This is a genomic window from Acidovorax temperans, from assembly GCF_006716905.1.
GTDB lineage: Bacteria > Pseudomonadota > Gammaproteobacteria > Burkholderiales > Burkholderiaceae_C > Acidovorax > Acidovorax temperans.
This window is the reverse complement of the sequence record NZ_VFPV01000003.1, coordinates 644,630-658,533: the sequence shown is the minus strand read 5'-3', so window position 1 is coordinate 658,533 and position 13,904 is coordinate 644,630. Positions and strand designations below refer to the sequence as shown.

The following is a 13,904-nucleotide window of genomic DNA, read 5'->3' as shown; positions in this document are numbered from 1 at the left end:
AGAGATGAATGAATTTAGCATTGTTGCGATTTTTAGCATATCGTAGCAAAATTATGGCCAGTGCGCTGGTTCCGATCAGAGCCCCTTGGTCATCGGGGTTTAGCAGGCTGCTGAAATACTCCCCACCGACAGTCCGCGACAGCCGCCCAGCCGCGACAATCAAGCCCCCCACTGACCAGACAGACGAGCCATCCATGCGCGGAGCCGACACCTTCACCGAGAGCCTGTTCACGATGCGCCATCTCGATGACTTCGTGCCCGCCGATCACCCCCTGCGGGTGACCCGCATCATGGTCAACAAGGCCCTGCAGAAGATGGACGATTTGTTTGCCCAGATGTATGCGGCCGACATCAAGGGCGGGCGCCCCAGCATTGCCCCCGAGAAGCTGCTGCGCGCCATGCTCATCCAGGTGCTCTACAGCGTGCGCTCGGAGCGCCAGCTCATGGAGCAGACCCAGTACAACCTTCTGTTTCGCTGGTTCATTGGCCTGGCCATGGACGATGCCGTTTGGGTGCCCACCGTCTTCAGCAAGAACCGCGAACGCCTGATCGAGCACGATGCGGTCATCGAGTTCTTCAATCAGATCGTGCAACAAGCCCAGGAGCAGGAACTGCTCTCGGGCGAGCACTTCAGCGTGGATGGCACCCTGATCCAGGCCTGGGCGGGCCACAAGAGTTTTGTGCGCAAAGACCGCCAGGGCGACGACGATACCGACGCGGGGAACTTCAAAGACCAAAAGCGCAGCAACGACACCCACGAGTCCACAACGGACGCGGACGCAAGGCTGTACCGCAAGGGCAAAACGGCCAGCGAGTTGCGCTTCATGGGCCACACGCTCACCGACAACCGCCACGGGCTGGTGGTCAGCGCCGTGGTCACACAGGCCGACGGATATGCAGAGCGCGAAGCGGCCAAGGCCATGATCAACGATGCGCGACAGGCACTGCCCGGCGATGACCCCATCACGATCACGCTGGGCGCAGACAAGGGTTACGACGCCAGGGAGTTCATCGACGCGCTGCAAGAGATGAACGTGCTGCCCCATGTAGCGCAGAACAAGTCGGGGCGCCAGTCGGCAGTTCCTGACGCGATTGCAAACAGCGAAGGCTACGCCATCTCCCAGCAAAAGAGAAAGCTGATCGAACAAGGCTTTGGCTGGGCCAAGATGATCGGCAGCATCCGGCAAGTGATGGTGCGCGGACTGCAAAAGGTCGACCAGTTGTTTGTGCTGAACATGGCTGCGTACAACCTCACGCGCATGCGCACCTTGGGACAGGTGCGTCTGCAGGGTGCCAGCGGGGTGTAAAGGGCGAAGAAAAGGGCTCAAAAACGAGCAAAACAGGCCCAGACTGCTGAAAAATCAGGCGGTTCCGTCAAAAGCGGGGAGGTGGGCTGGGCTGCGGCGGGGAGTATTTCAGCAGCCTGTTAGGGCGGCGAACAAAACTCAGCGAAGCGGCTCTGGCTGGGCGTTTCGCCGCAGGCAGTACAGGCGTAAGGCAAGGCGGAGACAACGACGCCAGGGGAGCTTTGTGAGCCGCGCTCAGTCGCTCAGCAACTCACCCACTGCCTTCAAGTCTTCCACCCGGTCGCACACCGCCTTCACGGCCATCATGACGGGAATGCCCAGTAGCAGCCCCCACAGGCCCCAGAGCCAGCCCCAGGCCAGCACGCTCACGAACACGGCGACGGGGCTCATGCTGCTGGTGCGGCTGGTGAGCCAAGGTGTGAGCAGGTTGCCGACGATGGTGTGGATCACGAGCGATGCACCACCAATGGCCAGGGCCATGTCGAACGAGCCGAACTGCAGGAAGGCCACGAGCGCCGACGCCCCGGTGACCAGCGCAGAGCCAATGTACGGCGCCAGGTTCAGCACCCCAGCCACCACACCCCATACGGCCGCGTTTTCCAGCCCCAGGGCCCAATAGGCCAGGCCTGTGGCCACGCCCACCAGCACACTCGTGAAGACCTGCACCAACAAATAGCGCTGAATCTGGTTGGTAATGTCTTCCAGCACATGGATGGTGATCTTGCGGCGCTCCAGGCTGGTGCCTGCAATGCGCAGCAGCTTGTTGCGAAACAGGTTACCCGAGGCCAGTGCAAAAAACGTGAGAAACACCACCACCGTGAGTTGGCCTAGCGCAGACATCAACCCCATGGTGCCGCTCCACAGGTAGTCACGCACATTGAACGGCGGGCGCTCCACCACCACCCGCTGCACACCGCGCCGGGGTGGGCTGGTGGTGCTGTTCTCGGTGGCGGCCTGCTCGATCTGGGTGGCCGCCTTCTGCACGGTGTCCAGCGGGCTGCTGCCGCCCGCGCGCGCCTTGAGGTTGTCGCGCACTTTCTTGGCGGCCACGGGCAGCGAGTCCACCAGTTGGGTGGCGCCGTCGCTCAGCGACCACGCGGCGCTGGCCAGCCCCAGCACCAGGCTGATGAGCAGTGCGCCGGCACTGAGCCAGCGCGGCACGTGGTAGCGGTACAGCACATCCACCAGGGGGCGCAGCGCGGTGGTCAGCAGCAGGCTCAGCATGATGGGGATGAACACTGCGCTAGCCCAGTGCAGCAGCGCCACACTGGCGAACAAGGCCAGCAGCGCCAACGACAGGTTGCGCACATCCACTGGCATGTGGAGCATGAGGGGTGCGGGGGCAGGCGGGGAGGCGGGGGGCTCTGTGCCAGTCATGGCTTCGCGCGGGGCATCGTCCGCTGCCGCCTGCGCTGCATCGGCGCTGCGAGGGGTTTCTTCCGAGTGCGGCGCCAGGGCCGCGCCCGGCTCTGAGGGCAGTGTGGGGGAGGGCTGTGGAGCTGTAACAGACGCGTTCATGCGCGGATTGTGGGGCAGCTCCAGCCCGCTGTGTGTAGGTGGCCGCCTGCGTCGCAATTTAGCTGCTAAAGCCTTTAGCAGAGCCTTCTACAGCGGTTGAGCAACTTGGGCGAAGCACCACAGCCATTGCTGGGGTGTGGGCACGGCCTTAGTCGGTGGATTTGCGTTCAGTGGCAAGGCCCGGGCTGCATCAGCACCGGCCTTGCTCACCCGTCCTTGTTCAGCAGGAAGGAAGGGTGCGTTTCTTGTTGATGGCGTCCACCGTGCCCAGCAACTGCGGCCAGTAGGTGGGCAGCGCCGACCAAGGCGTGCCGATGGTCAGGTTGGTTGCGTAGACCATGCCTGTGTTCATGCGCGGGCTATTGGCCTTGGCCAGCGCCGTCTGCATGTCGGTGCATGTGCTGGCGGTGTGCAGCAGCATGGCCTGGGCGGCGTTGTCCTTGGCGTAGACCCAGGTGTGAGCGGGCTGCGGGTCAATGGCTTGGTAAGCAGCAGCGTTGCCGGCATATGTGACGAGTACATCGGCCACGCCCGTGCCAGAGTTGGCGCTGGCGTAGGCGGCTGCGGGGTAGGTGCCGGGATTGCCGATCACTTTGTAGCTTCCCTTGCCCTGCACATAGCTGTAAATGTCCTGGAAGTAGACCAGCCGGTTGCTGTCGGTAGACATGCCATCCAGGAAAAACCCATCGAGCACGCCAGGGTACAGCGTGAGGTAGTTATCAATGGTGGCCTTCACATCGGTCACCGAAAGCTCGCCGCTGCTACCCGATGCTGTGGCCACATAGCCCACCACCTTGTTGGTGGTGCCAGTCACTGCCTTGAAGGCGGTGATGGCCTTCAAGGCATCTGCATCGACCTTGGTGCTGGCCGTAATCACCCCGTTGTGGGGATTGGCAATGGCGGTGATTTGGACATCCGGGTAGCTGGTTGCTCCGGCGGTGAGCGTGTTCCAAGGGGAAGATGTGCCGGTGCTGCTGAAGTACGCAGGCACCAGCACCTGCAGGGCCTTGGGTGTGGGCCTCACGTAGTAGGTGACCATGTCCATGGCGGTATTGCTCTGGCTGACAGCCGATGCCTTGACCTGGAACGTAGCCGATGCGGCCACGCTGCTGCCCACGCTCAGGGTGGCACTGGCCACGCCGCCCACGGTGGAGGGCGCCACGGGCGCCACGGTGGCGGCTGCGGCGGGGTTCACTTCCAGTGTGACGTTGGTTCCATTGGGGGCTGGGCTGCCATTGACCGACACGTTCACCACCAAGCCGTCAGACGCACCGGCTTCCAGCACATTGTTGCTGGGTAGCACAAAGTTCACACCGATGGGGGCAGAGGGCACTGGCGCCGGAGCCGGTGCGGGCGTGTTGTTCTTATCTGTCCCACCGCCGCAACCCGCCAGGGCCGCCGTCAATGCCAGCAGGGTTGCGATGCGGTGTTTGTTGTGCATGGGTTGCATGGTGTGGTGAGAGGTTGTTGATTTGGAGGATTGTCATGCCAGGCGCGCGCTGCGCCAAGCGGCGGAACCTGGGTTTTGGGTGGAAAAACAGGCCTTGTTGCCCGGATTGCGCGGCTGGTACGCCGCTACGATGCGTGCCATGCCCTCTTGCACATTCCGCACTTCGTCCTCTGCCGCGTTGCTGGCGGCCTTGCTGCTGGCTGGCTGCGGCACGCTGGATGTGCCGCGCGCTGACAACTACCCCGCCACGGGCCAGAAAAAAGCCCGGGCCGTTCACCACTGGGATGTGCTGGCCAATGATGTGGCGGCGCGGGTGGCTGAAAAAATTGCCGCCTGGCCCGCGGGTGAGCATCCCATTCATCTCACGGTGACTGACAAATCCACCTTCAGTCAGGGCTTTCTCAAGCTGCTGCGTGTGCAGTTGCTCAACCGGGGCGTGACATTGGCAACGGGGCCCACCGAGGTGGAACTGCAATTCGAGGCCCAGCTGGTGCAACACCTGGAGCCGCTGTCTGCAAGCTCGCCCGTGCCGCTGCACTGGACGGCGTTGGGTGCGGGCGTAGGCGTTTGGCGCGATTGGCGCGAGCACTACCCGGACCGCAGCCTGCTGCCCGGCATGGCCACGCTGCTGGGCGTGGGCACGGGCCTGGCGGTAGACCTTGCTCAGCGCTATACGCAAGGTGATGCGGCGGGTGGCCCCACGCGCACGGAAGTGCTCATCACCACCTCGCTGAAAACCACCGACCGCTACCTGGCGGGCTCGGCCGACCTGTATTACATCGAACGTGGCGATGCGCCGCTGTATTTGCCAGAGCCGCCTCCACCGCCTCCGCCGCCACCCACGCCGGTCAAGAGCTGGCGCGTGACCGCGCCAACGCCCGTGTGGGCGACCCCCGCCACGCCATGAGCCGCTTGCCATGAAACGCCGAAATTTCTTCAGCGCCGCTGCGCTCATCGGTCTGACCGGGTGCAGCAGCTTTTATTACGGTGACAAGCCGGGTGCGACCTGGTTTCCCACCGACCTGATCGAAACCAACCACCGTGCGGTGGACGCCTTGCTGGCCAACGCGCCGCTGGATGCGCAGCACCCGGTGATGGTGGCAACGCTCGTCCAGGTGGACCGGCTGAGCGAGTCCTCGCGCCTGGGGCGCATTTTTTCTGAGCAGATCGCCGGGCGCATGGTGCAGCGTGGCGTGCGCGTGGTGGAGTTGAAACTGCGCGACAGCGTGGCGCTGCAAAGAGACCAAGGCGAACTGCTGCTGTCGCGCGAGGTGCGCGAGGTGAGCCAGAGCCATGATGCGCAAGCGGTGGTGGTGGGCACCTACGCGGCGTCAGCGTCGGCGCTGTACATCAGCCTGAAACTGGTAACCCCGGTGGGCAACACCGTGGTGGCCGCCCACAACTACGCTGTGCCGATGGATGAGAACGTGCGGGTGTTGCTCGCCAGCGGCGGCTTGCGCTATTGAGAAGGGCTGAAAAACCAAAAGCGAGCGTCAAGCTCGCTTTTGGCTTTGGATTTGCTATTTAATTGATAGCTGGTGGCGCTTACTCATCAAGCGCTAGAGGCCATTTTGTTCATCAATGCAGCATCAACGCACCGGCAGACTTGCTCTTGCCTGCGCGTGCGGGTGGGTTGCACAGGCCGCAGGTGAAGTGGCGGTTTTCATACAGCTCGGTCACAAACTGGCCGCCGCACTGGCTGCACTTGGTGCGGGTGAGCATGCCTGCGTCCACAAACTTCACCAGGCGCCATGCGCGGGTGAAAGACAGCAGCGGCTCGATCTCGGCGGTGGCCACTTGCTCGTTGTACAGGCGGTAGGCCTTGGTCAGCAGTTCCACCGAATCCAGATCCACGCCCTTGGACAGGTATTCGTAGATGTTCAGGAACAGCGAGCTGTGGATGTTTTCTTGCCAGGTCAGGAACCAGTCGGTCGAGAAGGGCAGCTGGCCTTTGGAGGGCGACTTGCCTGCGATTTCCTTGTACAGGCGGATCAGGCGCTCGTACGACAGAGTGGTTTCCGACTCCAGCACCTGCATACGGGCTCCCATCTGGATGAGCATGGCAGCGCGTTCGATCTGCTTGGATTCATTCAGCACGCTTTTGGCGACGGTGGGAGTGGCGGTCATGGCAGGCTTTCGAGAAATGGTCGGGTTCGAGGGCGAAGAGCGAGAAGTGGGTGTGCCTTACAGCACTTCCGACACGCGGCTGGCCATCAGGATGTTGGCGTGCAGGGTGTTGGTGGCTTCGTTGCCCACCTTCTTGGCCGTGTGGTTGGTCAACAAGCTCCACACCAGGTTGTCGTCCACGCGGAAGCTGCACAGCAGCGTGTTGCGTGACGCCAGCTTGAGCACCTGGGCTGCCGACAGCGAGGCCAGGATGTCAGCGGCCTCTTCGTTCAGCCCCAGACGGAACACGGCTTCGGCCTTGTCCTGGCGAATCAGGTTTTGGGCCAGCATCAGGTAAGTGAGGTTGGCTTCGCGGATTTCGGCGAGGATTTGTTCGTTGGTCATGGCGGCTTCCTTTTCCATTGGCTGGATCTGCGTTTCATGCGGTTGCATGTTTTGCGTGATCCGTTGAAATGGATTGTGAAACTGCCCCAATCAAAAATTAAGTCCGTTTTTGACTGTGCGGAGTGTCTGGTTTTGGGTGGGCGTTTGTAGGAATTTGCCTTACACGCGCCGAAGGCTTTGGCTTGCAGCGCCCTTGTAAAACGCTGCTACTTGGCAGCACCCCAGGGCTGCTCAGCCCCGCTCGACCGGACGCGCCGGGTCGCTGCACCATTCGCTCCAGCTGCCCGCAAAAAGTGATGTTTTTCCGAGACCTGCGACTTCCATGGCCAGCAGGTTGGGGATGGCGCTGACCCCGCTGCCGCATTGGTGCACCACGGTGTCAGGGTTACGGCCTGCCAAAAGTTCATCGAACTCGGCGCGCAGCAGTGCTGCGGGCTTGAAGCGGCCGTCTGAACCCAGGTTCAGGCCAAAGGGCCGGTTCAGCGCGCCCGGAATGTGACCGGCCACAGGATCCAGCGGCTCTGTCTCGCCCCGGTAGCGTGGTGTGGCCCGCGCATCCACCACCGTCTGCGTGGGCTGCTGCAGATTTTGTAGCACTTCGCTGGCTGTGACCAAGCGGCGCAGCGGCGTGTGCAAAGTAAAGTGGCTTTGAAAATGCGCGGGCTCGTCGCCACTGGCCACGGCGCCACCTGCGGTCTGCCAGGCTTGCAAGCCGCCGTCGAGCACGGCCACCGCATCGTGGCCTGCCCATTTGAGCATCCACCACAGCCGCCCGCAGTAGTTGGCACCCTGGCGGTCATACACCACGGCCTGCATGTCGTTGGAAAAACCCACGCTCGAGAGCCACATGGCAAAACGCTCACGGCTGGGCAAAGGGTGGCGGCCGCCGGATGCGGGCTGGTCTGCCTCTTGTGCCACCAGCGTGCCATGTGCGCCTGGCGCACCGTGCTTGGCACTCAGGTTCTTGTCCAGGTCGGCATACACGGCACCGGGAATGTGGGCCTGCGCAAATTGCTGCGCCCCAGCAGATGGGCTGGTCAGGTCAAAGCTGCAGTCAAACACCATCAGCGGCTGGCCGCTGGCGGTCAGGGCTTGCAGTTCCGTGGCGGCAATCAGGGTCGTGTAGGTCATGGGTGGAAGCTCCTGGAGGCGCACATCGGTGCGCGGTGGGCGAGGGCACGGGTGAGTGCAAAAAACGTATTTTGTGCCGTGCGCATGCCGCTGGGTGTATCAGTGTTCTTCCGCGGGGGTGTCGGGTGCGGCGCGGGCGCGCAGCACAGTGGCCACAATGCCGCTGCCCACGATCAGCACCATACCCAGCCATCCAATCGGGGGGATCTGATCGTTAAACAACACCACGCTGTAGATGGCAGCGAACACAATGCCCGAGTACTGCAAATTGGCCACCACCAGCGTGCCGCGCGAGGTTTTGGCTGTGGAGTAAGCGCGCGTCATGCACAGCTGCCCTGCAGCCGCCAAAACGCCGATAGGCAGCAACCACAGTGCGGGCCAGCCCGGCCAGGCCGACGTGCCAGTGAAGACCATGGCCACGCCCCCCGCCACAGCAGAGCCCACGGCAAAGTAAAACACGGTACGTGATTCAGGCTCGCCCAATCGCGAAAGCGCCACCACCTGCATGTAGGCAAACGCGGCCGTCATGCCCGAGAGGAGTCCCACCAGGCCCGCGAACGCCTGGTTCTGGTCCAGGCTGGGGCGCAGCATGAGCACCACGCCCACGAACCCCGTCAGCACCGTGAGGACCAATGAGCCCTGAAATGCCGGGCGCGGGGTGGCGGCAGTGGGGCGCCAGGCCATCAACGCGCCGCCCACCAGGAAGGCGGCAATCCACACGCTGCTCATGTAGTTGAGCGTCATGGCGGTGGCCAGGGGGAGTTTGCCGATGGCGTAGAACCAGGCGCCCAGAGAGGCCACACCCACCAGGCTGCGCCAGGCATGCATGCCGGGGTAGCGGGTTGCCAGGGTGATTTGTTGGGACCGCGCCAGCATCCACAGGATGGCGATGCCAATGAGGCCGCGGTAGAAGACCAGTTCTGCTGCGTTGAAGTGGGCCGAAGCCATCTTCACGCACACCCCCATGCTGGCAAATATGAAGGCGGCCAACACCATCCAGAGTGCTTGCATGGAACGTGGAACCTGGTCAGAGAGTTGAAATAAAAATAGCCGCCAAGGCTGGAGTTTCCAGCGCTGGCAGCTATTCTAATGAGAGCGGCGAGGGCACGTCCGCGTTACTGGCGGTGGTTTACCGCCGTATTTGGACGATTGGCTCTTGGCCGCAGATTGGTGACGCGCCGGGTGGCCTCAGCGTTGAGGCACCGCGCTGCCCATGGTCTGGCGGTACCACTCGTGAAAGTGCAGCATGCCGTCTTCCATGGGGCTCTGGTAGGGGCCGACTTCGTTGTCGCCGCGTTCCAGCAAGGCCTTGCGGCCCGCGTCCATGCGTTCGCCGATCTCGTCGTCTTCGATGCAGGTTTCCATGTAGGCGGCCTTTTGCGCCTCCACGAATTCGCGCTCGAAGGCTGCGATTTCTTCGGGGTAGTAGAACTCCACCATGTTCAGCGTCTTGGTCGGGCTGATGGGGTGGAGTGTGGACACGGTCAGAACGTGGGGATACCACTCCACCATGATGTGCGGGTACAGCGTGAGCCAGATGGCTCCGTGCTTTGGTGGAACGCCGTTACGGTAGGCCAGCAGGGCTTCATGCCAGCGTTCGTACACGGGGCTGCCCGCCTTGCCCAGGCGGTTGGCCACGCCCACGGTTTGCACCGAATAGTTCTTGCCGAACTCCCAGCGCAGGTCGTCGCAGGTCACAAAGCTGCCCAGACCTGGGTGGAAGGGGCCGACGTGGTAGTCCTCCAGATAGACCTCAATGAAGGTCTTCCAGTTGTAGTTGCACTCGTGCAGTTCGACATGGTCGAGCACATAGCCGTCAAAGCTCAAATCGGCCTTGGGACCCATTTGCGCCAGGTCTGCCGCCACGTCGTAGCCGTTGTCTTCAAACAGCAGGCCGTTCCACTCGCGCAACTTGTAGTTGTTCAGGTTCAGGCAGGGGTCGTGCGCAAAGTGCGGCGCGCCCAGCAATTCGCCCTTGGGGCTGTAAGTCCAGCGGTGCAGCGGGCACACGATGTTGCCGCCCGCGCTGCCTTTTTGCTGCGTTTGCAGCGACCCTTTGCCCTTGAGCATCACGGCCTGGCGGTGGCGGCACACGTTGGAGATGAGCTCCACCCCGCCCTGGGCGTTGCGCACCAAGGCACGGCCCTCGCCCTCTTGGGGCAATGCGTAGTAATCGCCCGCGTTGGGCACAGAAAGTTGGTGCCCCACGTAGCGGGGCCCGCGCTGGAAGATGGTCTCCAGCTCGCGCTGGAACAGCGCATCGTCAAAATAGCTCGAAACTGGTAGTTGGCTCGCGGCCTGCTGCAGTTGAAGACTTAAATCAGACATGGGTGACCTGACCTAAAGACTCCCCACAGGGAGAAAGTGCGGGAGGTGCGCAAATGCGCATCTGGAAAAAAGAAACCGGCTAGGGTAGGTAGCCGGCTCGACGAGAATGGGATTATAGACGGTGGGGTTATTCCCGCGCACCCCTTGCGTGTATTGGTGCCGCGGGCTTGACCCAGAGCAGGGTTTGCGCAAGTTCTTCACCGCCTGCTGAAAAGCTCTTGGCACTCGCAAACGTGTCCCAAAGGCAAAGCTCTGTGGATGCTGCGCCTAAAATCCCCGGTTTTACCCGCGCCAGCCGCCCACTGCCCATGCCCAAGGCTTCTCCCAAGACCGATCTGCCCAACGAACCCGCCAGCTATGAGCTGGCGCTGGAAGAATTGGAGCAACTGGTTGGCCGCATCGAATCCGGCCAGATGCCCTTGGATCAGATGCTGGCGGGCTATCAGCGGGGCGCTGCCTTGCTGGCGTTTTGCCGCAAGCGGCTCGATGCTGTGCAAGACCAGATCAAGGTATTGGACGAAGGCAGTCTGCAAGCGTGGGGGCAAGAATGAGCGCCGCCATGACTCCTGCATCTCTGGCCGCTTGGGATTTGAACGGGTGGAGCAAGCACCACCTGGGCCGTGTGGAAGACGCGCTGTCCCGCTGGGTGGGCATTGAGGCCCCGGCAGGTCTGGGCGATGCCATGCGCTACGCAGTTCTGGATGGTGGCAAGCGCCTGCGCCCCTTGCTCGTTCTGGCGGCTTACGAGGCGGCCCTCAGCGCCCAATCGACCGCATTGGATGTGACGCAGCGCAGCGGTGCTGATGAAGCCGCTCTGCGCGCAGCGTGCGCTGTGGAGCTGATTCACGCCTATTCGCTGGTGCACGACGACATGCCGTGCATGGACAACGATGTGCTGCGCCGTGGCAAACCCACCGTGCACGTGCAGTTTGGCGAGGCCCAGGCTTTGCTGGCTGGCGATGCGTTGCAGGCGTTCGCTTTTGAGCTGCTGACCCCCGACGATGAACGGATTCCTGCCGCTGTGCAGGCCCAGCTGTGCCGCCAACTGGCCCATGCTGCGGGCTCGGCCGGCATGGCCGGAGGGCAGGCGATTGATTTGGCAAGCGTCGGCTTGTCACTCACCGAAGACCAATTGCGCCAGATGCACCGCCTCAAGACTGGAGCGTTGCTCGAAGGCAGCGTGATGATGGGCGCGACCTGTGCAGGGGCTCAGGCCACAGCCCGTGCCGCTCTGCAAAGTTATGGCGCGGCGGTGGGTCTGGCCTTCCAGGTGGTGGATGACATCCTGGACGTCACGGCAGACTCGGTCACGTTGGGCAAAACCGCGGGCAAAGACGCTGCCAGCGACAAGCCGACCTATGTGTCGCTGCTGGGGCTGGAGCGCGCTCAGCAGTACGCTTCGCAGTTGCTTGAACAAGCCCATGCGGCCTTGGCCGATAGTGGCCTAGCTGACGTGCGCGCCCTGGCGGCTTTGGCTGACATGGTGGTGCGCAGATCGCACTGACTTTTCATCGGGACTGCCTTGCCAGTTGCGTTCGGATTGATGTTTAAATCAGCCGCTAGCGCTTGATATATAAGCGCCGGCAGCTATTAAAAGAATAGTAAATGGCCACGACTTCCTACCCCCTGCTGCAAACCATCAACGATCCGGCAGACGTGCGCAAACTGTCCCGGGCAGACCTCAAGGTGCTGGCCACCGAGCTGCGTGGTTTTGTACTGGAGAGCGTTTCTCAAACCGGCGGTCACCTCAGCTCCAACCTGGGAACGGTGGAGCTGACCGTGGCGTTGCACCATGTGTTCAACACCCCGGAAGACCGCCTGGTGTGGGATGTGGGCCACCAGACCTATCCGCACAAGATCCTCACCGGCCGCCGTGACCGCATGCACACGTTGCGACAGCTGGGCGGTATCTCTGGTTTTCCGCAGCGGGCTGAGAGTCCGTACGACACCTTTGGCACGGCGCACTCCAGCACCAGCATTTCTGCGGCGCTGGGCATGGCCATGGCGGCCAAGCGCAAGGGGGAAGATCGTTACGCAGTGGCCATCATTGGCGATGGCGCCATGACTGCAGGCATGGCCTTTGAAGCCCTGAACAACGGTGGCGTGACCGATGCGAATCTGCTGGTCATCCTGAACGACAACGACATGAGCATCAGCCCACCCGTGGGTGCGCTCAACCGCTACCTGGCCCAGCTCATGAGCGGCCAGTTCTACGCGGCTGCCAAGAATGTGGGCAAGACCGTGCTGCGGCCGGTGCCGCCGCTGCTGGAGCTGGCCAAGCGCTTTGAACAGCAGGCCAAGGGCATGGTGGTGCCAGCCACGCTGTTTGAAAAGTTCGGCTTCAACTACATCGGCCCCATTGACGGGCACGACCTGGACTCGCTGATTCCCACGCTGGAGAACATCAAGGGCCTCAAGGGCCCGCAGTTCCTGCACGTCGTCACCAAAAAAGGGCAGGGCTACAAGCTGGCCGAGGCAGACCCGGTGGCTTACCACGGCCCTGGCAAGTTCGACCCGGCCGTGGGCCTGGTCAAAAGCACGGCTGCACCCAAGCAAACCTTCACCCAGGTGTTTGGTCAATGGTTGTGCGACATGGCGGCGCAAGACGGTCGACTGGTGGGCATCACGCCCGCGATGCGCGAAGGCTCGGGCATGGTGGAGTTTGAAAAGCGCTTCCCTGATCGGTACTACGACGTCGGCATTGCCGAGCAGCATGCGGTGACGTTTGCCGCCGGTATGGCGTGCGAAGGCGTGAAGCCGGTCGTGGCGATCTACTCCACCTTCCTGCAGCGTGCGTACGATCAGTTGATCCACGACGTGGCCCTGCAAAACCTGCCCGTCGTATTCGCACTGGACCGCGCGGGGCTGGTGGGCGCTGATGGCGCGACGCACGCGGGTGCGTACGACATTCCTTTTGTGCGCTGCATTCCCAACATGAGCATGGCTTGCCCTGCGGATGAGCGCGAGTGCCGCCAGCTGCTCAGCACGGCTTTTGAACAAGACCACCCGGTTGCCGTGCGTTACCCGCGCGGCAGCGGCGCAGGTGTGGCCCCCCTGGCTTCGCTCGAAGGCTTGCCCTTCGGCAAGGGGGAGATCCGCCGTGAACGCGTGGCGACGGATGACCTCGCCGCGCCGCGTGTGGCCATCCTGGCCTTCGGCACCTTGCTGTACCCCGCACTGCAGGCGGCTGAATCGTTGAACGCCACCGTTGTCAACATGCGCTGGGCCAAGCCGCTCGATGTGGATCTGCTACTGCAGGTCGCTTCTCAGCACGATGCACTGGTGACCGTGGAAGAGGGCGCCATCATGGGCGGTGCGGGCAGCGCCGTCACGGAAGCCTTGAATGTTGCGGGCATTACCTTGCCTGTACTGCAGCTCGGTTTGCCAGATGTGTTCATTGAGCACGGCGACCCCGCGAAGCTACTCGCCCTGCAGGGCTTAGATGCCGATGGCATCCAACAGTCCATCGCCAAGCGGTTCTTTGCAACGGCAGAGGGCTGACTGCCCGCTGCGGACATTGTTCCGCACGTCAGCATGTGCAGCGCTCCACGTGGCCAACTTGGTCTTGCTGCAGGGGGCTGCTCAAAGTTCTGCATCGCCGCGCTCTGATTTGCGCACCGGCACCTTCTACCTCCACTCGGTAGGGTGGAATGCTGCGC

The 13,904-nt window shown here is 62.6% G+C and carries 13 protein-coding genes; 6 read left to right on the top strand and 7 right to left on the bottom strand.

Annotation, left to right across the window (positions count from 1 at the left end):
* Window positions 1–194 precede the first annotated feature (194 nt).
* A complete protein-coding gene (locus BDD18_RS17930) occupies window positions 195–1,307 on the top strand; it encodes an IS5 family transposase (protein ID WP_142084849.1) in 1,113 nt (370 codons plus the stop codon).
* Window positions 1,308–1,541: 234 nt separating this feature from the next.
* On the opposite strand, the gene BDD18_RS17925 is transcribed toward BDD18_RS17930, so the two are convergent.
* Both BDD18_RS17925 and BDD18_RS17920 read right to left on the bottom strand, forming a co-directional pair.
* Window positions 1,542–2,684, bottom strand: coding sequence for an AI-2E family transporter (locus BDD18_RS17925; RefSeq protein WP_244939153.1), 1,143 nt, complete (start codon window positions 2,682–2,684; stop codon window positions 1,542–1,544).
* 361 nt (window positions 2,685–3,045) lie between these two features.
* Window positions 3,046–4,266, bottom strand: a complete 1,221-nt coding sequence (locus BDD18_RS17920; RefSeq protein WP_170207423.1) for a spherulation-specific family 4 protein — start codon at window positions 4,264–4,266, stop codon at window positions 3,046–3,048.
* Window positions 4,267–4,414: 148 nt separating this feature from the next.
* On the opposite strand from BDD18_RS17920, the gene BDD18_RS17915 reads away from it, so the two are divergent.
* Together BDD18_RS17915 and BDD18_RS17910 are read left to right on the top strand one after the other, a co-directional pair.
* Complete coding sequence (locus BDD18_RS17915) at window positions 4,415–5,182, top strand: hypothetical protein (protein ID WP_142084846.1); 768 nt, start codon at window positions 4,415–4,417, stop codon at window positions 5,180–5,182.
* 10 nt (window positions 5,183–5,192) lie between these two features.
* Window positions 5,193–5,741, top strand: a complete 549-nt coding sequence (locus tag BDD18_RS17910) for a FlgO family outer membrane protein (protein WP_142084844.1) — start codon at window positions 5,193–5,195, stop codon at window positions 5,739–5,741.
* A gap of 112 nt (window positions 5,742–5,853) precedes the next feature.
* On the opposite strand, the gene flhC is transcribed toward BDD18_RS17910, so the two are convergent.
* The 5 genes from flhC to BDD18_RS17885 all read right to left on the bottom strand — a co-directional run bounded on the left by flhC (window position 5,854) and on the right by BDD18_RS17885 (window position 10,245).
* On the bottom strand, window positions 5,854–6,402 hold the full coding sequence (gene flhC / locus BDD18_RS17905; protein WP_044398204.1) for a flagellar transcriptional regulator FlhC: 549 nt from the start codon (window positions 6,400–6,402) through the stop codon (window positions 5,854–5,856).
* A 57-nt stretch (window positions 6,403–6,459) separates the two neighbouring features.
* Window positions 6,460–6,786, bottom strand: coding sequence for a flagellar transcriptional regulator FlhD (gene flhD / locus BDD18_RS17900; protein WP_044398361.1), 327 nt, complete (start codon window positions 6,784–6,786; stop codon window positions 6,460–6,462).
* A gap of 231 nt (window positions 6,787–7,017) precedes the next feature.
* Window positions 7,018–7,917, bottom strand: coding sequence for a sulfurtransferase (locus BDD18_RS17895; RefSeq protein WP_142084842.1), 900 nt, complete (start codon window positions 7,915–7,917; stop codon window positions 7,018–7,020).
* A gap of 99 nt (window positions 7,918–8,016) precedes the next feature.
* A complete protein-coding gene (locus BDD18_RS17890) occupies window positions 8,017–8,928 on the bottom strand; it encodes a DMT family transporter (protein ID WP_142084841.1) in 912 nt (303 codons plus the stop codon).
* A 177-nt stretch (window positions 8,929–9,105) separates the two neighbouring features.
* On the bottom strand, window positions 9,106–10,245 hold the full coding sequence (locus BDD18_RS17885; RefSeq protein WP_066691197.1) for an aromatic ring-hydroxylating oxygenase subunit alpha: 1,140 nt from the start codon (window positions 10,243–10,245) through the stop codon (window positions 9,106–9,108).
* Between the two features lie 308 nt (window positions 10,246–10,553).
* Here BDD18_RS17885 and xseB point away from each other — a divergent pair, with 308 nt between their 5' ends.
* The 3 genes from xseB to dxs all read left to right on the top strand — a co-directional run bounded on the left by xseB (window position 10,554) and on the right by dxs (window position 13,746).
* The gene (gene xseB, locus BDD18_RS17880) at window positions 10,554–10,796 is read left to right on the top strand and encodes an exodeoxyribonuclease VII small subunit (protein WP_044398212.1); all 243 of its coding nucleotides are present in this window, start codon (window positions 10,554–10,556) and stop codon (window positions 10,794–10,796) included.
* The gene (locus tag BDD18_RS17875; RefSeq protein ID WP_142084839.1) at window positions 10,793–11,749 is read left to right on the top strand and encodes a polyprenyl synthetase family protein; all 957 of its coding nucleotides are present in this window, start codon (window positions 10,793–10,795) and stop codon (window positions 11,747–11,749) included. Before xseB ends, BDD18_RS17875 begins: the two co-directional genes overlap by 4 nt.
* Before the next feature lie 101 nt (window positions 11,750–11,850).
* Window positions 11,851–13,746, top strand: a complete 1,896-nt coding sequence (dxs, locus tag BDD18_RS17870; RefSeq protein WP_142084837.1) for a 1-deoxy-D-xylulose-5-phosphate synthase — start codon at window positions 11,851–11,853, stop codon at window positions 13,744–13,746.
* The last annotated feature ends 158 nt before the right edge of the window (window positions 13,747–13,904 follow it).